Below are 18,657 nucleotides of genomic sequence, written 5' to 3' on the forward strand. Positions count from 1 at the left end.
GAGGGTGTCTGCATAATCACCTGTGTTCGCAAGGGGAGGGACGGACGCGTGTCGGATCAGCAGGGCCATCCGTGCCCCGAGTGCGGGGCGCTCCGTGCCCCGGACAACACCCCGTCCTGCGGCTGCGGCCGCCGGGCCGCAGACGCCCTGCGGGACACCCGCACGGCGGAGGCCGCCGCGGCGGAGGACTTCGACCCCCTCCGCATACGCCCGTACGTCGATCTGAGCCGGACCGGCCGCTCCAGGGGCCCGGGTGCCTCCGGCGGCGGCGCGGACGCGGCACCGGACTCCACGGGTCCGGCTGCGGGCGGCACGAGCGCCTCCGCGCCGGGCACGAGCGGGCCGTCGGGCCCTGCGGGTGCCGCGGGCCCGGTCCCGGGCGCCACGCCCTCCGGCGCGGGTGCCGCCATGAACGGCCCGGGGCAGTTCGCCCCGGGTACCGCCGGACCGGACCCGGCCCCCGCAGGGCCGCTCCCGAGCACCGCCGGCCCGCACCCCGGTGCCGCCGGAACGGGCCCGGGTGCCACGGGGCCGTTCCCCGGGGCCGCCGGGCAGCCGCCGGGCACCGCCGAGGCGGACGCGGAACGGACCATGACCCTCGCCGCCCTGCCCCCGGAGGCCGCCGGACCGAATCCGGGAACCGCAGGCCGGAACACGCACGCCCCCGGACCGGACCCGGCCCCCGCCGGACCGCTCCCGAGCACCGCTGGCCCGCACCCCGGGGCCGCCGGAACGGGCCCGGGTGCCACGGGGCCGCTCCCCGGGGCCGCCGGGCAGCCGCCGGGTGCCGCCGAGGCGGACGCGGAACGGACCATGGCCCTCGCCGCCCTGCCCCCGGAGGCCGCCACCGGACCGAATCCGGGAACCGCAGGCCGGAACACGCATGCCCCCGGACCGGACCCGGCCCCCGCAGGGCCGCTTCCGAGCACCGCCGGCCCGCACCCCGGGGCCGCCGGAACGCACCCCGAGGCCGCCGGCCCGCACTCCGGCACCGCCGGAACAGGCCCGGGCACCGCCGGGGCGGACGCCGAGCGGACCATGTCGCTGGCCGCCCTGCCGCCGGAGGCCGCCGTGAGGCCCGGCCCCGCGAGCGCGCCCCACACGTCCTCGGCCCCTGCCGCACCGCCGGAGGCCACCACCGCCCTGCCCACCCCGCTCGCGCCCTCGGCCGCCGCGCCCAGCCAGCGGGACCTGAGCCTGTTCGAGGCGGCCGGCGGCGAGCCGGGTGCGCCCGCCGCCAGGTCGGGCGGCGGTTCCGGACGGGGCCGCCGACGCCGGACGATCATGCTGGCCTCCGCCGGGGCGGTCGTCGCCGTGGTGGCCGCGGCGGGCCTGGCGAGCGGGATGTTCGCCTACGAGACGCCCTCACGGGACACCGCGCTGCCCGCGGACGTCCGGGACACCGCGCCCGAGACGTCCACCAGCGAGGCGGCCGCGCCGGAACCGTCCCCGAGCCTCACGTCCGCGGGCCCGGCGTCGGCCTCCCCGTCACCGTCGGCGTCGCCCAGCGAGAGCGAGAGTGAGAGCGAGAGCCCCTCTCCGTCGGCGTCCGAGTCCAGCGGTTCGCCCACGCCGTCGCCGTCCGAGTCCAGCGAGTCGCCGAGCCCGTCGGCCTCGTCCGCCTCGGCGGAGCCGGTCGCCAGCCCGGACACCGGCGGCGCGGTGCTCCGCCGCGGCGACAAGGGGCCGGAGGTGACCGAGCTCCAGCAGCGTCTGCGTCAGCTGTGGCTGTACAACGGCGACATCAACGGCAAGTTCAACGAGCCGGTGGAGCAGGCGCTGCGCACCTACCAGTGGGCCCGCGGCCTGCGCGAGTCCGAGCTGGGTGTCTACGACCAGCCGACCCGCGCGATGCTGGAATCGGAGACGTCCGAGCCGTAGAACCGGCCCGCGGCTCGGCCGGGACCCGCCACCGGCTCCCGGCCGGGGTCCGGTGGCACGACGCGCGGTTCCCGCCGGGCCGGCGCCCCACGCCGGAGTCCGAGCACCGCGTCCCCGGCCCCGCACCGGGTCCCGTACGGGAGAAACCGCAGCGGGACCCGCAGCTCGGGCCCGGCATCGGGCCCGGCCCGACCGACGTACCCGCAAGACCCGCACCGGGCCGGATCCGCACCGGATCCACACCCCGGGCCCGGGGCATTGCGCACCGGCCCCGCACCGGTCCCGCACCGGGCACCGGCCCGCCCCCGGACCGAAGGGCCTACGCCCGGGTCTCCGTCACCGTCAGCCGGATCAGACCTCCCGGCCCGGTCTCCACCCGGACCTGCGTGAGGTCGAGGGCGAGTGCGTCGGGGCCGTGGACGCCCGCGCGGGGGCCGATGCCGAGGACGCGCATGCCGGCGGCGTGACCGGCCGCGATGCCCGCGCCGGAGTCCTCCAGGACCACGCAGTCCTCAGGGGCGACCCCGAGCTCGGCGGCGCCCTTGAGGAACCCCTCCGGGTCGGGCTTGCCGGCGCCGACGGACTCGGCCGTGACCCGGACCTCGGGCAGCGCCAGCCCCGCGACGGCCATGCGCGCGGTGGACAGGCCGACGTCGGCCGAGGTCACGAGCGCGTGCGGCAGCCCCCGCAGGGCGGCGAGGAACTCGCGCGCGCCCGGAACCGGCACGACGCCGTCCAGGTCGGCCGTCTCCTGGGCGAGCATGTCCGCGTTGTCGGCGTGGTTCTGCTCCGCGGTCCGGTGCGGCAGCAGCAGGGCCATGGAGGCGTGGCCCTGACGGCCGTGGACGACCTTCATGACCTCGTCGCCGTCGAGCCCGTGCCGCTTCGCCCAGCGACGCCAGATGCGCTCCACGACGGCGTCGGAGTTGACGAGGGTGCCGTCCATGTCGAGCAGGAGGGCGCGGGCGGTGAGCACGGTGGTGGCCGACATCGACTGGCTCCAAGCGCGGTTCAGGGGGTGCGGGGGCGGGCCCCGGGGAGAACAAGGCGGCCCCGCCCGCCGGTCAGGGAAAACAGGCGGGGACCACTTTGTTCCTCCACGGTACAAAACAACTCGGGCATCTCGCCACCTCCCCCCGAAATCTTCACCTTCTGTTCAACTCGCACCGCCCGGCTCAGCCGGTGACGGCCTCCCACAGGCTCCACAGCCCGAGGCCCAGCATCAGCAGGGCGGCGACCTTGGTGATGAGCCGCAGCGGCACCCGCTTCATCAGCGCCTTTCCGCCGACGATGCCGAGTCCGGCGACCGCCCACAGGGCGAGCACCGCGCCGAGGCCCACCGACAGCGGATCGTCGTAACGGGCGGCGAGGTTGGCGGTCATGATCTGGGTGAGGTCGCCGAACTCGGCGACCAGGATGAGCATGAACCCGGCCCCGGCGACCTTCACGAAGGACTGGTTCTCCGGCCGGCGGACCTCCTCCTCGTCCTCGTCCTTCTTCAGCAGCAGCATCGCCGCGCCGCCGAGGAAGAGCACACCGGTCAGGGCGTGCAGAAGCTGCTGGGGCAGCAGCGTGAGCACGCTGCCGGCCGCGACGGCGAGCGCGACATGCAGTGCGAAGGCGGCGGCGACGCCCGCGAAGACGTAGGAGGCGCGGTAGCGGGTGCTGAGGACGAGGCCCGCGAGCGCGGTCTTGTCCGGCAGCTCGGCGAGGAAGACGACGCCGAAGACGAGCGCCGTGACGGACAGGCTGATCAAGGTTCCTCAATCGGTCGGGGCCACCCCGCCGAGAGTGCGTGAACTCCTCGTACGCGACCTCGGCAAGGGCAGCACACGTCACCCGTGCCGTACGCACGGGCGTGCACTGCTTGCCGAAGGTCTCGCTGGCCGGGATCCACGAGGACCCGGCTCCGGGCGCCGGCCCAGCTGAGCTGAGCAGTATGTCGACGGTCCGGCGAAGAGCTACTCCCCTTCTGCGCCTCCCATGGTACGCGAGCGAAAGTTCGATCCCGAACCTTGTCATGTCATGCACGCATCACTAGCTTCTCACCGGGCGCACATCTGTACGCAACACACCCCCGCGAGCATTCCCTCGCTCGCACGCCCGCACCCCCACATCGCAAGGGAGTTCGCATGCCCAGGTTCTACGCGCGTCGACGTCTGGGCGCGCTCGCCGCGCTCACCGCCCTCATAGCCTCCGCGGGCCTGCTCAACGGCCCCGCCGCCTCCGCCGCCCTCCCCACCCCCGTCAGCGGCGCCACCGCCCGCAGCTACCTCGCGACCCTCACCGTCGCGACCGAGAACCGCACCGGCTACGACCGCGACCTCTTCCCCCACTGGATCACCGTCTCCGGCGCCTGCAACACGCGCGAGACGGTCCTCAAGCGGGACGGCTCGAACGTCGTCACCGACTCCGCCTGTGCCGCCACCGGCGGCAGCTGGTACTCCCCCTACGACGGCGCCACCTGGACGGCCGCCTCCGACCTCGACATCGACCACCTGGTCCCGCTCGCCGAGGCATGGGACTCCGGCGCCGGCAGCTGGACCACCTCCCGCCGCCAGGCATTCGCCAACGACCTGACCCGCCCGCAGCTCATCGCGGTCACCGACAACGTCAACCAGGCCAAGGGCGACCAGGACCCGGCCACCTGGATGCCCTCGCGCACCGCCTACCGCTGCACCTATGTGCGCGCCTGGGTCCAGGTGAAGTACTACTACGGCCTCTCGGTCGACTCCGCCGAGAAGGCCGCGCTGACGAACCACCTGGCCTCCTGCTGATCCCGGTCCCGCACGCCACCTCCCCGCGGACCCCTGTCGTTCCGTACCGTACGGGGCGACGCGGAAGGGGGTCGGTGTGGTGGAACTCCGGCTGGGACCACTGCTGAGATACACGGGCGGCTCGTCCGCGACCGTCTGGGTCGAGACGAGCCGCCCGTGCACCACCGAGGTGCGCTGCGCCGACGGCGCCCGCGGCGGCGCGCGCACCTTCCAGATCGCGGGCCATCACTACGCCCTGGTCGAGGTGACCGGCCTCACGCCCGGCACCTCGACGGCGTACGAGGTCCTCCTGGACGGCGCGCCCGTGTGGCCGCCGCCCGACTCGCCCTTCCCTCCCTCCGAGATCCGGCCGGCCGGCGAGGACGGTCCGGTCCGGGTCGCCTTCGGCTCCTGCCGCTGGGCCGCTCCCCCGGCCGACGGCCACGACCCGGTCGGCCCCGACGCGCTCGACACCCTCGCCGTACGCCTGGCGGCCGATCCGCAGGCCGAGCGGCCGGACGTCCTGCTCCTGCTCGGCGACCAGGTGTACGCGGACGAGACCTCCCCGGCGACCCGCCGGTGGCTGGCGGCGCGACGCGACCCGGAGGAGGCGCCGGGCAGCCAGGTCGCGGACTACGAGGAGTACACCCGCCTCTACTACGAGTCCTGGCTCGACCCGGAGGTGCGCTGGCTGCTGTCCACCGTGCCGACCTGCATGATCTTCGACGACCACGACATCGTCGACGACTGGAACACCTCCGCCGCCTGGGTCGCCGACATGCGGGACACGCCGTGGTGGCGCGAGCGGATCCTGAGCGGGCTGATGTCGTACTGGGTCCATCAGCACCTGGGCAATCTCACCCCGGCCGAACTGGCCGCCGACCCGCTCTACGCCGCCGTGCGCGAGACCCCCGACGGCACCGACGCGCTGCGCGCCTTCGCCTGCCGGGCCGACGCCGAGCCGTCCACCGTGCGCTGGAGCTACCGGCGGGACTTCGGACGGGTGCGGGTGCTGATGGTGGACAGCCGCGCCGCGCGGGTGCTCGCGGAGGACGAGCGCGCGATGCTCGACCCCGGCGAGGAGGAGTGGCTGCGGACCCAGGCGCTGGACGCGCCGGGCACGTGCGACCACCTCCTGATCGGCACCTCCCTGCCCTGGCTGCTGCCCTATCTCATGCACTACGCCGAGGGCTGGGCGTCGGCGCTGTGCCGGGGCGAACGGGGTCCGCGCGCGGCCCGCTTCGGGGAGCGGCTGCGGCGGGCGGCCGACATGGAGCACTGGGCGGCGTTCCCGGAGTCCTTCGCGGCGTTCGCGTCGCTGGTCGCCGAGGCGGGCTCGGGGCCGGGGGCGCCCGCGACGGTGTGCGTCCTGTCCGGCGACGTCCATCACGCCTACGCCGCCGAGCCGTCCTGGCCGCAGGGCCCCGGCCCCGACGCCCGGGTGGTCCAGCTGACCTGCTCACCCGTGCACAACTCGGTGCCCCGCACGATGAAGCTCGGCTTCCGGCTGGGCTGGAGCAGGCTCGTGCGGCGGCTGGGCCGCCGGCTCGGCGGGCACGGCGTGGTGCCGCGCTCCCCGATCGACTGGCGCAGGACGGGCGGGCCGTGGTTCGGCAACCAGCTCATGACCCTCACCCTGCGCGGGCGCGACGCCCGGCTGCGGCTGGAACAGGCCCGGGCCCGGCGCGGCGGGGCGCGGCTGGTGACGGTGGAGGAGGTGCGGCTCACGGAGGACCCGGAGGCATGAGACGGCGGGCGGCACGCACGGTGCGGAACGCGTCAAGAGTGGCTAAATGTTGAAGTTGCAAGCATTAGTGAGGTCCCCCTAACGTGAGGGCGTCCGCTCGGCCCGTCCCCGGCCGGTCCGTTCCCCGGACCGGTCCGACCGAAGGAGACCCCCCACCATGACCGAACGACTGAACTCCGCCCAGCCGTACGTCGTCGGCGTGTTCCGCATGGTCGTCGGCCTGCTCTTCGCCTGCCACGGCGCCGCCTCGCTCTTCGGCGTCCTGGGCGGCGCGGCCGGTTCCGGCGGCACCGTCGACGCGGGCACCTGGCCCGGCTGGTACGCGGCCGTGATCCAGCTGGTCTGCGGCACCCTGGTGCTGCTGGGCCTGGGCACCCGCGCCGCCGCGTTCCTCGCCTCGGGCTCGATGGCCTACGCCTACTTCGACGTGCACCAGAGCGCCGCTCTGTGGCCGCTGGAGAACGGCGGCGAGGCGTCGGCGATGTTCTGCTGGACGTTCTTCCTGCTGGTCTTCACCGGCTCCGGCGCCTTCGGCCTGGACCGGCTGTTCGCGCGCCGCTCCGCGCAGCAGGCGCAGCCGACGGCGGAGAGGTCCCCGGCCGTCACCGCCTGATCCGTGGCCACGGCGGCGCCCTTCTCCCCGGGAGGGCGCCGTCCCGCGTCCGGCGGCCGCCCCCTACGCGACCCAGCCGAACGGCACGGTGAAACACCCCACGGGCGCCGCCGCGCCCCCGGTCCCGTCGTACAGGACGACGGAGGACGCCTCGCCCCGCCGGAATCCCCAGCCGTGCCGGGCGGTCGCCGCGGCCGCGCCGTCCCCGCCGGGGGTGAAGTTCAGCCAGACCTCGTTCCCGGCGTGGACATGATCCTCACCGGTGCCCGGCACATGCCGGTAGCGGCCCCCGGCCGCGGCCGGTCCGGGCCCGCACGGCTCCCGGTGCACGTACGCGCCGTAGGCGCGGCCCGGCTCCAGCCCCTCGACCGCCAGCCGTACGGTCGTGGCCCCGAGGGGCTCGGTCTCCTGGGCGACCTCGATCCGGGCCGCGGCCGGGACCAGGTCCATGTCGTAGGTGATCGCCGCCGACGGGACGAACGCGGCGGGCGGGGCGAACCGAGCCTGCGTACTCATCCGGTAGCCGTCCGCTCGAATTCCGCTCGCGCCGGCGGAGCCCGCCGGCGCGAGCAGCGTCGCGGCCGCCGCCGCGGCCCAGAGCGCTGTCCGCATGACCTCCACCGTCCCTCGCCCTCGGTCGCTTCCGCGTCCGTTCCGGTCGACCGCCGGTCGACCGCCGGTCGATCTCCGGTCGATCTCCGGACGACCTGCGGATGATCCTGGCATTCCGGGCTCCACGTCCGGCCGTTCCGGTGCCGCGCCCGGCCGGTTCCCGGCCGATCCAGGGCGATCGCCCCCATCCGTTGCTACGCGACACCCGCCGCGGACGCCTCCCGGCCGGGCCGACCGGGTGAACGCTGTGTGGCGACACACACGCCCCCTGTGAACCCCCTGTCACACCCCCGGCGTACGCTGTATGGCTGTCAAAGGCCCCTTTGCCGCTCCCCGCACACCGGCGCGGCAGGCCGGGTCACGGGGGGAAGTACGGGGGAGTCGTCGCGTGTTCGAGAGTCTGGGGTCACTGACCGGCAGTCCATGGATCTACGCCCTGGTGGGTGCCTCCGTCCTGCTTGATGTGTTCCTGCCCGTACTGCCCAGCGGTGTACTGGTGATCATGGGTGCCACCGCGGCGGCCGCGGGGTCCGGCGCCGCGACCGGCCGGGTCCCCCATGACGTGCCCGACATCCTGGCCCTGACCCTCTGCGCCGCCACCGCCTCGGTCCTCGGCGACCTCGTCGCGTACCGGCTGGCCTGGCGCGACGGCAGCCGGGTGGCCAGGGCCATCTCCCGCTCCCGGCGGCTGTCCCTCGCGCAGGAACGTCTCGGCGCGGCCCTGGCGCAGGGCGGCGGCGCGCTGGTCGTCCTCGCCCGGTTCGCCCCGGCCGGCCGTTCGGTGGTCTCGCTCGGCGCGGGCGCGGCCCACAGCCGGGCCCGCGACTTCCTCCCCTGGTCCGCGCTCGCGGGCCTGTCCTGGGCGGCGTACAGCGTCGCCCTCGGCTACTTCGGCGCGCACTGGCTGGGCGCGGGCTGGCTCGCGACCGGGGTGTCGGTGCTGGCGCTGTTCGGGGCGGGGTCGGCGGCGGCGTATCTGATGCGCAGGCCGCGGGAGGCGTAGGGGCGGGACCACGGGCCCGCCGTACGGGCCCCGTCCGGTCGGCCCGCCCGTGCGGTCAGCCCGCCCGCCGGACGGCCGGGCCGCGTACCTCCAGGCCCGACAGCAGTTCGGCCGTCGCCTCGGCGACGGCCTCCACGGCCTGCTCGAACACCTCACGGTTGTGGGCGGCCGGCGCGCGGAAGCCGGACACCTTGCGGACGTACTGGAGGGCGGCGGCCCGGATCTCGTCCTGGGTCGCCTCCTCAGGCAGCGCGGGCGGGCGGAGGGTCTTGATGCTGCGGCACATGCCCCCAGTCTTGCGCCGGGAAAGCGGCCGCGCAGGCGAACGGCCGGGACAGGGCGACGGGCCGCCTCCGCCAGTCCCCGTCCGCCTCCCGTCCGGCCTCGCCCGCCTCTCCTTCGCCCCGTCCGCTTCCTCTTCGTCCCGTCCGCTTCCTCTTCGCCTTCCGTCCGGCCCCGCCCGTCTCTCCTTCGCCCCCCTTCGCCTCCTCTTCGCCTTCCGTCCGGCCCCGCCCGTCTCTCCTTCGCCCCCCTTCGCCTCCTCTTCGCCTTCCGTCCGGCCCCGCCCGTCTTCCGTCCGGCCTCGTCCGCCCTCCTCTTCACCTTCCGTCCGGCCCCGTCCGTCTCTCCTTCGCCCCCCTTCGCCTCCTCTTCGCCTTCCGTCCGGCCCCGCCCGTCTTCCGTCCGGCCCCGCCCGTCTTCCGTCCCGCCTCGTCCGCCCTCCTCTTCGCCTTCCGTCCGGCCCCGCCCGTCTTCCGTCTGCCCCGATCGACCGTCCGGGGGCCGGGATCCGGGCCGTTTCCCGGGCCGTGCCGGTGCGCTCGCGAGGCCGCGTCCGCCGGTTCTCCGGGCCCTCCCGCGACCCCCTTCCAACGGAGGAAATAGCTCCGGCCGTACGGCACTTGTGCCGATCATGACCACTACGGAGATCACCTACATCGGCGGCCCCACCGCTCTCGTCACCCTGGGCGGCGTACGGCTGCTGACCGACCCGACCTTCGACGAGCCGGGCTCGTACGTCATCGGCACGCGCACCCAGGTGAAGAAGGCGGGACCGGCGCTCGGCAGGGAACAGGTCGGCGTGGTGGACGCCGTGCTGCTGTCCCACGACCAGCACCCGGACAACCTCGACACCTCCGGCCGCGCCCACCTCGCCGAGGTGCCGCTCGTGCTGTCCACGCCGTCCGCACAGGGCCGTATCGGCACCCCCGTGCGCGGTCTCGCCCCGTGGGAGCACGTGGAGCTGCCCCGGCGGGACGTCCCCGGCAGCGCCCTGCGCGTCACCGCCGTGCCCGCGCTGCACGGCCCCGAGGGCTCGGAGCCGCTCGTCGGCGAGGTCACCGGGTTCGTGCTGTCGGGCGAGGGCCTGCCCAAGGTGTACGTCAGCGGCGACAACGCCTCCCTGGACCGGGTCCGCGAGATCGCCGGCCGTGAGGGCCCGTTCGACGTGGCGGTGCTGTTCGCGGGGGCCGCCCTCACCCCCCTCGTCCCGGGCGTTCCGCTGACGCTGACCAGCGAGCACGCGGCCGAGGCGGCGAGGATCCTCGGCGCCCGGCACGTCGTGCCGCTGCACTTCGAGCACTGGGCCCACCTCAGCGAGGACGGCTCCGTGCTGACCAAGGCGTTCGAGGCGGCCGGTCTCGCCGAGCGGCTGCATCTGCTCACGCCGGGCGCTTCCGTGGTCCTGCCGCCTCTGTAATGATCGACAAGGAGGCGGCCACCGTACCGGGGCCGACCGATGAGAAGGAGCCACATCGCATGGCGCACGACAACCTGAGCATCGCCGTACTCGGCCCCGGCGGGGTGGGCGGCCTGCTCGCCGCCCTGCTGTCCCGCGCGGGCCACCGGGTGATCTGCCTGGCCGGCGAGCAGACCGCGAAGACCCTGCGCACCGACGGGATCGGCGTCCGCAGCGGCGTCTTCGGTGACTTCACCGCCGTCGTCGAGGCCGACACCGAGCTGCGCGAGCCGGTCGACGCCTGTCTGGTCGCCGTCAAGCACACCGCCCTCGACGAGGCCCTCGCGCGGGTTCCCGCCGACGCCCTGGGCGACGGTCTGCTCGTGCCGTTCCTCAACGGCGTCGAGCACCCGGCCACCCTGCGCAAGCGCTACCCCGCCGACCAGGTCGCGCCCGCGGTCATCCGCGTGGAGTCCACCCGCGTGGCCCCCGGGAAGATCGAGCACACGAGCCCGTTCGTCCAGATCGACCTCGCCGGGGACCCGGTGCCGGACGGGCGTCTGCACGCCCTCGCGGCAGCTCTCGGCGACGCCGGCCCGGTCACCCAGGTGGTGCCGGACGAGGCGGCGGCACTGTGGGCGAAGATGTCCTTCCTCGCCCCCTTCGCGCTGCTCACCACCCGCCTCGGGCTCCCGCTGGGCGAGGTGCGCACCGCGCACCGCGCCGAACTGACCGCCCTGGTCGAGGAGACCGCGGCGGTCAGCGGAGCGAGCGGCGGCCCGGCGGACCCGGCCGGGGCGCTCGCCCGCTACGACGCGTTCCCGCCGGCCACGAAGTCCTCCATGCAGCGCGACGCCGAGGCCGGCCGGGCGCTCGAACTGGACGCGATCGGCGGCGCGTTGCTGCGTGCGGCGGAGCGTCACGGAGTGCCGGTGCCGGTCGCGGCCAGGCTGGTCGGGGAACTGGCGGCCGGACGCTGATCCCCTTGCGGACGGGTGCCCGGAACAACCCGTTTTCTCGGGCACCCGTTCGAGCCACTCGTTCGCGTGAACCACCCGAAGGAACTCGCACCTCAAAATCGAACAGGCGTAGCATTGCCGTGTGGCGACGACCTACGACTTCCCGAGCGACCTGCTAGCCGGTCAGGAGGAACTGCATCAGGTCCGGGCCGAGCTGTCGGCCCTGCTGAAACGTCTTCCCTGGTCCGTGGAGCCGGTGGACGGATTCAGCGACTCCGGCGGCTGGCGCAAGGTCGAGCGTCCCGCCTCCCCGGGCTGGACGGAGGACGAACAGGCCGAGGTGGAGAAGCTGAGACGCCGTGAGCACGAACTCGCGGTGTTCGTCACCACGCACCGCTTCTGGTCGGAGATCTCCGGCCCCGACCGCGTCGACGCCCGCTCCCGGCTCAAGCACGCACGGGAACCGGACTGACCAGGCCGCGGACAGCGGAGGCACGGACAGCGGAACGGCCCCCCGGAGATCACTCCGGGGGGCCGTTCACGTCGTGGGCGCGGACGGTTTCGAACCGCCGACATCCTGCTTGTAAGGCAGGCGCTCTACCCCTGAGCTACGCACCCCGGAACGAGTCGACAGCCTACATTGCCGGGGAGGGTGCCCCGCAAACCCGTATACGGGACGCCGGCTGCCCCGGAGTCCGGGCCCGGCCCGGAGGCGTTCCTGGGGAAAACCCCACCATGGATCCGGGAGCGGCCCGGATCCCCCGGCCGGTGCGCGGTCCGTACGGTCGGGATGTGGCGCGGACCAGGGACCGCGCAGCCGTCTTCCAGGGGGACATCGTCATGGACCGCTCCGTCACCGCCCGCACCGCACGCACCGCCCGCACCGCACGCACCGCCCTCGCCGCACGCACCGCCCTCGCCGTCGGCGCCACCGCCGTCTGCCTCGCCGCGCTCGCGGGATGCGCGTCCCCGGACGACGACACGGAGCCCGAGCGGCGCTCCTTCGCCCTCCAGGGCCGCACCCTCACCATCGACTCCGACGACTCGGCGCTGGAGATCGTCTCGGTGGACGGCGGCCCGCAGGACCGCGTCGAGGTCACCCGGTGGTTCGCCGGAAAGGTGGTGCTCGGCGACAGTCCGCAGGTCAGCTGGTCCATGACCGACGACCGGCTCAGACTCCGGCTGGACTGCAGCGGGTTCATCGCCGACTGCGAGTCCCGGCACCGCATCGAGGTGCCCCGCGGCATCGCGGTCGAGGTCGAGGACGGGGACGGCAGCGTCCGGGCGAGCGGCTTCGAGGAGGCCCTCAGCATCCGCACCGGCGACGGCTCGGTCCACGTCACCGACAGCAGCGGCCCGCTGGACCTGCACACCGGCGACGGCTCCGTACGCGCCGAGGTCGCCGCCCGCCAGGTCCGCGCCCGCACCGGCGACGGCTCGGTCCAGCTGGAACTGAGCACCGTCCCCGACCTGGTGGACACCCGCACCGGCGACGGCTCCGTCACCGTCGAACTGCCCCGGGCCGCCTACCGGGTGAGCACGCGGACGGGCGACGGAGGCATCGACGTGGGAGTCCCCCGTGACGACTCCAGCACCCACGTGATCTCCGCGCACACGGGCGACGGGAAGATCACGGTCCGCGCCCGGGACTGAAATCGTCCTCCGTTTCGCGAACTGTCGGGCCCGTGTGTTCGTCATTAACCGGTGGGAGAATGACACCGGCAGGGCGCGACAGCACGGGAGAGGGATGTGACGGCGACACCACCGCAGCCGTATTCGCCGTCGAAGCGGCGCGCCCGCCGCCCCGTGCGGCACGCGGTGCGGACCGTCCTCGCCCCGGCCGGCCGGCGGGCGCTCCGGGACACCGTCACCCTCGCCGCGCTGCCGCTGGCCCTCGCGCTGGCCCTGCCCGCAGCCTTCGCCGGGGGCGGCACCCGGCGGTGGTTCGGCGGACGGGCGGAGACCCAGCGCGCCGAGGCACAGGCCGCCAAGGACGACGCGGCGGCCGCGTTCTACGAACTCGACACCGCCCAGAGGGACCTGCGCATCTCGATCGAGACGATCGCCGCCGTCGACGACTCCCCCGCCGCCCGGCGGGCCGCCGCCGACTTCACGGACCTGGGCCGCCGGATCGACGAGGCCAGCCACCGCTACATCCAGGCCGTCGACGCCCACGACCTCGACCGCGACGACCTGGAGGCGTCGGCCGCCGCCCGCGCCCGCACCGAGCTGACCGCCGCCCGGGACGAGCTGGCCCGGGTCAGGCAGGACCTCGACCGGTTCGAGCAGAGCCTCGGCCCGCTGCTCGGCAAGGCAGAGACCCAGCTGGCCCGGCTGGCCCCCGCCGTGGAGCGGGCCCGGCAGGCCCTGCTGGCCGCCTCGAACGCGCTGGACGCGGTGCGCGGCTCGGGCCTGCGCGCGGACGACCTCGCCGCCCGCCTCGCGGCCCTGGCGCCCGAACTGACCCGGCTCAACCAGGGCGCGGGTCAGCACGGGGTGCCGCAGACGCTGGAGCGGGCCGAGCGGGTGTCCCGGGAGGCCGGGGCGATCCGCGCGGAGGCGGAGCGGCTGCCCGAGCGGGCCGCCGAGATCGACCACCGGCTGGTGTCGCTGCGCACCCGGGCCCAGGCGCTCACCACCCGGGCCGAGCAGGTCGAACCGGTGCTCAGCGAACTGCGGCGGCGGTTCGCCGCGGCCTGCTGGCAGGACCTCCAGCCCGTGCCGGAGCAGGCCGGGGAGCATGTACGGCAGGCCGAGCGGAAGCTGGCCGAGGCACGGACCGCGCGGGACGGACAGCGGTGGGCGGACGCGACCGCGCTGCTGTCGACCGTACGGGCCCTGCTGGACAGCACCGACGAGGCGGTCTCGGCGGCCGGGGACCGGCTCGCGCGGCTGAACGCCGTGCAGAAGGACCCGCAGCAGGAGATCGAGCGGACCCGGTTCGCGATCCGGGACGCCCAGCGCCTCGCCATGACCGGGCGCAACACCCCGGAGCCACGGCACGCCCGCCCGCTGGACGACTCGGTGGCCCGGCTGGAGCGGGCGATCGGCACGCTGGAGGGGCGCCACCCCGACTACTGGCACTTCCTGACCGAGACGGAGGCGGTGCGGCAGACCGTGGCGCGGGTGGTGGCACAGATCCGCGAGGAGCGCGGCACCGCCCACTGACCTCCGGGCACGCCGTTTGCGCCATCGGGTGGGCCGGGCGGATATTTGGGGGTACGCAGTAGGCCGCTCACACCGCACCCAAGGGAGGCGGACATGGCCACACACGCGCTCCACTCAGGATCGCGACGGCGGATCAGGCTCGACGAACACCTTCCCGTCGACCATCGGCTGAGCAAGTTCTATCGCGTCGGGGCGGGCCTGATGGGCCTGGCGCTGCTCGCCTTCGGCATCCTCGGGCTGACCAACAACATCGGCTTCTTCGACACCGGCGGCGACACGGTCGTCGGCCTCAACACCAACGGCGCGCTCAGCGTGCTGTCGATCTGCGTCGGTGTGCTGCTGTTCGTCGGCATGGTCATCGGCGGGAACTTCGCGTCCACGCTGAACATGTCACTCGGCATTCTGTTCATCCTCAGCGGCTTCCTGAACATGGCGCTGCTGGACACCGACTACAACTTCCTCGCCTTCGAGATCCAGAACGTGATGTTCAGCTTCGTCGTCGGCATCCTGCTGATGTTCTTCGGGATGTACGGCCGGGTCGGTTCCGCGCTGCCGCACGACAATCCGTACTGGCGGGCCCGCAACCCCGGGCTGGCCGAGGCGGAGCAGAAGGCGCCGGCGCCGGGAGCGGTGACCCGTGCGTCGCTGCCGCCGAAGGACCCCGGCCGGCCCGGTGGAGCCGGTTAACCTGTGCGCATGCCTCGCTACGAGTACCGCTGCCGCACCTGCGGCGACACGTTCGAACTGAGCCGTCCCATGGCGGAGTCCTCCGCCCCCGCCGCGTGCCCCGCCGGGCACGGTGACACGGTCAAACTGCTGTCGGCCGTCGCTGTCGGAGGTGCCGCCTCCGCCCCCGCGGCGGCCTCCGGCGGGGGCGGGTGCTGTGGCGGAGGATGCTGCGGCTGACCCTTCCTCCGGGAAGTCCTCGCTTCCCCTAGGACGTCCTCGCCGCCCTCAGGAACTCCCTCAGGATCCGCTCGCCCGCCAGCACTCCGCGTTCCGGGAGAGCCGTGACCGCCGGGGCCGCCCAGTCGGCCTCGGCGAGTTCTCCGTGGGCCGGGCGCCAGCCCCGGTCGCCGGCCAGCAGCAGGTCGGCGTCCAGGAGGGAGTCGCCCGCCGTCAGCGTCAGGTCCGCTCCCGTGCGCCGGGCGACCTCGCGCACCGCCGCGCTCTTGGTCAGCGGCTTGGGAACGGCGTAGATCTTCCGGCCCTGGAGCGACACCGTCCAGCCGCGGTTCTCCGCCCAGACCGCGAGCTCCTTCACCCACTCCTCGGGCAGCAGCTCCCGCTCGACGACGAGGTAGGCGAAGAGGTCCTCGGCGACCCGGTGCTTGCGCACCCACAGCGGATCGGCGGAGACCGCCAGATGGTCGCGGATCTCCTCCAGGGGCGCGCACTCCTCGGCGAGGCGGGCCGTGACGGCCGCGTGCCAGTCCTCGTCCGTGACACCGTCGACCAGCAGCTGGCCGCCGTTGGCGCAGATCGCGTAGCGCGGGGGCGGGCCGGGCAGGTTGATGCGCTGGTACTGCTTGCGGGTCCGGGTCGTCGTCGGCACGAACACGGCCGCGTCACCGAGTTCGGCGAGCAGCCCGGCCGCCGTCTCCGTCATGAACGACAGCGGCCTGCTCTCGTGCACCTCCACACACAGCAGCCGGGGCGCCCGCGCGTCCGGCATGGTCAGCGCGAGGGCCGCCGAGGAGTAGATCAGCGTACGGTCCAGATCGCTCGCCACCAGCACCGGCATCAGAGCGCCACCGCCTTTCCGTCGGCGCCCGTCGCGCCGCGCGTGTACTTGGGATGGATGAGCCCGACACAGGTGTAGGGCAGGTCGGAGACCTCCTCCACGGGGACCCCTCGCTGGTCGGCGAGCAGCCTCACATGGTCCAGGTCGGCGCCCGCACCGGTGCGGGCGAGGATCTTCCAGGGCACCCGGCGCAGCAGCACCCGGGTGGTCTCGCCGACGCCGGGCTTGACCAGGTTGACGTCGTGGATGCCGTACTCCTCACTGATCCGCTCGACGGCCTTCCAGCCCTCCCAGGTGGGCTCGCGGTCGCCGGACTGCAGCTCCTTCACCGTCGCGTCCACGGCGTCGGCGACCTCCGGGAAACGCGCGGACACCGCGTCGAGGAAGTGCACCGACACATCCGCGCCGGCGAGTTCGCGGTAGAACTTCGCGCCGTGGAAGTCGTCGGGTCCGACCAGGTCGGACCTCAGTACCGTACGCGAGATCAGGCCGGAGACCGTGGAGTTGAGGCAGGCGGAGGGGATGAGGAAGTCCTCGCGGGTGCCGTAGGTGCGGACGCAGGAGCCGGGGTCGGCGAGGACGGCGATCTCCGGGTCGAACCCGGCCGGGCCTCCCCCGGCCTCGAACTCCTCGATCGCGGCGGCCAGTTCCCTGGTGATGGCGCCCTTGCCGGTCCAGCCGTCGACGAACACGACGTCGGCCGGGTCGTGGTGGGCGGCCAGCCAGCGCAGCGCGTTGGCGTCGATGCCGCGGCCGCGCACGATGGAGACGGCGTAGTGCGGCAGGTCCAGGCCGTGCCGGTGCTGCGCCCAGCGGCGCATCAGCACACCGACCGGGGTGCCCGCGCGGGCCAGGGACACCAGCACCGGACGCGGCGACCGCTCGGCGAGCACCAGCTCGGTGACCGCGCCGACCGCCCGGGCGAGCCGGTCCGCGGAGGCGTCCAGGGCGGCGTGGAACAGCTCCTGGTACTGCTCGCTGGGCTGGTACTCCACCGGCAGGGACTCGGCGTAGTGCGCGCCGCCGCTCTGGATGGCCTCCTCGCGCTCCTCGGTCGGCGCCTCCAGCGTGACGTCCGAGAGGTCCTGGAGCAGCCAGCCGACCTCCTCGGGGGCGTACGAGGAGAAGGCGGGGCCGCGGAGGGGCTCGGGGAGCATGGCGGGCCTTTCGGGGAGGTGCAGCGGCTCGGGGACGTACGAGGGCACGACCGCGACCAGAACCTGTGAGGTGTGGGCGGCGAGCTGGGCCGCCAGGCCGTCGGGGGCGTGCAGTGCGGGCGTGTCGCCGGCCGAGTCGACGACGGCGACGACGGTGTCGAAGCCCGCGCCGGCGACGTTGTAGGCGTATCGGTCGCCCGGTCCGTCGGCGGGGTCGTCGTGGGCCGGGAAGACGAGCCGGGTGCGGATGGCGTAGCCCGGGTCGTCGACGGCGAGGACGGGTGAGCGGGTGGTGGTGGAGAACCGGATCTCCGCCGAGGGCAGCCGCTGTTCCAGCGCGTGGGCGAGGCGGAGCGGGGCGTACATCAGCTCCTCGTTGCCGAGGACCAGGACGCGGCGGGCGTCCTCGGGGAGGGCGGCCGCCAGTCGGGCGGCCATCTCGGGGAGGGCGGACTCCAGGCGCTCGCGGTGGGCCGGGGTGAAGCCGTGGCGGCCGCCGTCGGGGAGGCCGGCGGGCCAGTTCAGGTCGACCCGCGTGATCTCGCCGTGGGGCTTGAGGTCGCCGGACGGCTGCGGGCCGTCGCCGGCTGCTCGCGCGGCGCTCTCGGCCTCGTACCGCGCCACCAGGGCCTGGCCCTTCTCCAGCACCCCCTCCGGGAGGCGCACCGTGCCGGAGGCCGTGGCGACGAGGTCCACCCGCGCGCCCATCTCCCGCGCGAACTCCTCCAGGCGTCCCGCGTCCGCCGGGGAGCGCATGTCGACCAGGGCGACGACGACGTACCGCCGGCGCGGGTAGCGCTCGTGGAGGTCCCTGATCGTGTTCAGGACCGTGTTGCCGGTGGAGAACTCGTCGTCGACGAGGACCAGGGGGCCGTCACCGACCAGCAGGGACGGGTCCTCCGGGAGCAGCAGGTGGGAGGTGGCGTGGGAGTGGGACTCCTCGAAGCCGCCCGCGCGGGCCACGCCGTGCACGGGGCGGCGGGTGGAGTGCAGGTAGGGGGTGCCGCCGAGGCCGTCGGCGACGCAGTGGCCGAGGCCGGTGGCGGTCTCGGCGTAGCCGAGCACGACCGCGCGGGCCGCCTCCCCGGGGCCGAGGAGGTCGCGCACCCGGCGGCCGAGCGCGAAGCCGTGGCCGTGGACGACGGACGGGAACTGCGGCACGTGCTTGCCCAGCACGTGGGACACGAGCAGGTGCGCCCGCTTGGGATTGCGGCGCAGGGCCAGGCCCAGCAGCGCCGGCAGGCTGTCGTCGCCCTCCAGGGCGACCCCGAGCCGCTCGGCGACCCAGGTGCCGGACCAGACTCCGTCGTTCTCTGACTCTGAGTGATTCATGAGTTCC

General features: G+C 74.4%; 18 protein-coding genes and 1 tRNA gene. 12 read left to right on the top strand and 7 right to left on the bottom strand.

From position 1 onward, the window contains the following. Positions 1 to 48: 48 nt before the first annotated feature. Positions 49 to 1,881 (top strand): peptidoglycan-binding protein, encoded by a 1,833-nt coding sequence (locus ACIQGV_RS02930; RefSeq protein WP_402489575.1) that lies wholly within the window; start codon positions 49 to 51, stop codon positions 1,879 to 1,881. A 319-nt stretch (positions 1,882 to 2,200) separates the two neighbouring features. Here the strand turns inward: ACIQGV_RS02930 and ACIQGV_RS02935 are convergent, their stop codons facing one another. Together ACIQGV_RS02935 and ACIQGV_RS02940 are read right to left on the bottom strand one after the other, a co-directional pair. Next, positions 2,201 to 2,872: an HAD-IA family hydrolase gene (locus tag ACIQGV_RS02935; protein WP_402489578.1), complete on the bottom strand. Its 672-nt coding sequence runs from the start codon at positions 2,870 to 2,872 to the stop codon at positions 2,201 to 2,203. Positions 2,873 to 3,056: 184 nt separating this feature from the next. Further along, a complete protein-coding gene (locus ACIQGV_RS02940; protein ID WP_402489581.1) occupies positions 3,057 to 3,638 on the bottom strand; it encodes a TMEM165/GDT1 family protein in 582 nt (193 codons plus the stop codon). Positions 3,639 to 4,013: 375 nt separating this feature from the next. Between ACIQGV_RS02940 and ACIQGV_RS02945 the strand changes: the two genes are divergently transcribed. The 3 genes from ACIQGV_RS02945 (at position 4,014) to ACIQGV_RS02955 (ending at position 6,997) form a co-directional block, all read left to right on the top strand. After that, positions 4,014 to 4,658, top strand: coding sequence for an HNH endonuclease family protein (locus ACIQGV_RS02945; RefSeq protein ID WP_402489584.1), 645 nt, complete (start codon positions 4,014 to 4,016; stop codon positions 4,656 to 4,658). Between the two features lie 76 nt (positions 4,659 to 4,734). Beyond that, positions 4,735 to 6,384, top strand: a complete 1,650-nt coding sequence (locus ACIQGV_RS02950) for an alkaline phosphatase D family protein (RefSeq protein ID WP_402489586.1) — start codon at positions 4,735 to 4,737, stop codon at positions 6,382 to 6,384. A 157-nt stretch (positions 6,385 to 6,541) separates the two neighbouring features. Further along, complete coding sequence (locus ACIQGV_RS02955) at positions 6,542 to 6,997, top strand: DoxX family protein (protein ID WP_402489589.1); 456 nt, start codon at positions 6,542 to 6,544, stop codon at positions 6,995 to 6,997. Positions 6,998 to 7,060: 63 nt separating this feature from the next. Here ACIQGV_RS02955 and ACIQGV_RS02960 read toward each other — a convergent pair whose 3' ends face one another. Continuing rightward, on the bottom strand, positions 7,061 to 7,609 hold the full coding sequence (locus tag ACIQGV_RS02960) for a superoxide dismutase family protein (RefSeq protein ID WP_402489591.1): 549 nt from the start codon (positions 7,607 to 7,609) through the stop codon (positions 7,061 to 7,063). A gap of 388 nt (positions 7,610 to 7,997) precedes the next feature. Between ACIQGV_RS02960 and ACIQGV_RS02965 the strand changes: the two genes are divergently transcribed. After that, on the top strand, positions 7,998 to 8,612 hold the full coding sequence (locus ACIQGV_RS02965; RefSeq protein ID WP_402489594.1) for a DedA family protein: 615 nt from the start codon (positions 7,998 to 8,000) through the stop codon (positions 8,610 to 8,612). 55 nt (positions 8,613 to 8,667) lie between these two features. Here ACIQGV_RS02965 and ACIQGV_RS02970 read toward each other — a convergent pair whose 3' ends face one another. Further along, positions 8,668 to 8,898 carry a DUF2277 domain-containing protein gene (locus tag ACIQGV_RS02970; RefSeq protein WP_402489597.1) on the bottom strand — a complete coding sequence of 77 codons (231 nt, stop codon included), beginning with the start codon at positions 8,896 to 8,898 and terminating at the stop codon, positions 8,668 to 8,670. A 627-nt stretch (positions 8,899 to 9,525) separates the two neighbouring features. Between ACIQGV_RS02970 and ACIQGV_RS02975 the strand changes: the two genes are divergently transcribed. The 3 genes from ACIQGV_RS02975 to ACIQGV_RS02985 all read left to right on the top strand — a co-directional run bounded on the left by ACIQGV_RS02975 (position 9,526) and on the right by ACIQGV_RS02985 (position 11,721). Then, the gene (locus ACIQGV_RS02975) at positions 9,526 to 10,311 is read left to right on the top strand and encodes an MBL fold metallo-hydrolase (RefSeq protein ID WP_402489599.1); all 786 of its coding nucleotides are present in this window, start codon (positions 9,526 to 9,528) and stop codon (positions 10,309 to 10,311) included. Between the two features lie 59 nt (positions 10,312 to 10,370). Beyond that, the gene (locus ACIQGV_RS02980; RefSeq protein WP_402489601.1) at positions 10,371 to 11,270 is read left to right on the top strand and encodes a ketopantoate reductase family protein; all 900 of its coding nucleotides are present in this window, start codon (positions 10,371 to 10,373) and stop codon (positions 11,268 to 11,270) included. A 121-nt stretch (positions 11,271 to 11,391) separates the two neighbouring features. Then, positions 11,392 to 11,721, top strand: a complete 330-nt coding sequence (locus ACIQGV_RS02985) for a hypothetical protein (RefSeq protein WP_402489604.1) — start codon at positions 11,392 to 11,394, stop codon at positions 11,719 to 11,721. Between the two features lie 74 nt (positions 11,722 to 11,795). Here ACIQGV_RS02985 and ACIQGV_RS02990 read toward each other — a convergent pair. Next, positions 11,796 to 11,867: transfer RNA gene (locus tag ACIQGV_RS02990), tRNA-Val, on the bottom strand. 222 nt (positions 11,868 to 12,089) lie between these two features. Between ACIQGV_RS02990 and ACIQGV_RS02995 the strand changes: the two genes are divergently transcribed. The 4 genes from ACIQGV_RS02995 to ACIQGV_RS03010 all read left to right on the top strand — a co-directional run bounded on the left by ACIQGV_RS02995 (position 12,090) and on the right by ACIQGV_RS03010 (position 15,323). After that, a complete protein-coding gene (locus ACIQGV_RS02995; RefSeq protein ID WP_402491006.1) occupies positions 12,090 to 12,902 on the top strand; it encodes a DUF4097 family beta strand repeat-containing protein in 813 nt (270 codons plus the stop codon). A gap of 96 nt (positions 12,903 to 12,998) precedes the next feature. Beyond that, a complete protein-coding gene (locus ACIQGV_RS03000; RefSeq protein WP_402489607.1) occupies positions 12,999 to 14,417 on the top strand; it encodes a hypothetical protein in 1,419 nt (472 codons plus the stop codon). 93 nt (positions 14,418 to 14,510) lie between these two features. After that, entirely contained in the window at positions 14,511 to 15,104 is a 594-nt protein-coding gene (locus tag ACIQGV_RS03005) for a DUF4383 domain-containing protein (RefSeq protein ID WP_402489609.1), read from the top strand. A 9-nt stretch (positions 15,105 to 15,113) separates the two neighbouring features. After that, a complete protein-coding gene (locus tag ACIQGV_RS03010; RefSeq protein WP_402489611.1) occupies positions 15,114 to 15,323 on the top strand; it encodes a zinc ribbon domain-containing protein in 210 nt (69 codons plus the stop codon). A 28-nt stretch (positions 15,324 to 15,351) separates the two neighbouring features. Here ACIQGV_RS03010 and ACIQGV_RS03015 read toward each other — a convergent pair whose 3' ends face one another. Beyond that, positions 15,352 to 16,161: an HAD family hydrolase gene (locus ACIQGV_RS03015; protein WP_402489614.1), complete on the bottom strand. Its 810-nt coding sequence runs from the start codon at positions 16,159 to 16,161 to the stop codon at positions 15,352 to 15,354. Then, a complete protein-coding gene (locus ACIQGV_RS03020) occupies positions 16,161 to 18,650 on the bottom strand; it encodes a phosphoribosyltransferase (RefSeq protein ID WP_402489616.1) in 2,490 nt (829 codons plus the stop codon). Before ACIQGV_RS03020 ends, ACIQGV_RS03015 begins: the two co-directional genes overlap by 1 nt. Positions 18,651 to 18,657: the final 7 nt, after the last annotated feature.

It is taken from the genome of Streptomyces sp. NPDC093094 (assembly GCF_044754345.1).
Lineage (GTDB): Bacteria > Actinomycetota > Actinomycetes > Streptomycetales > Streptomycetaceae > Streptomyces.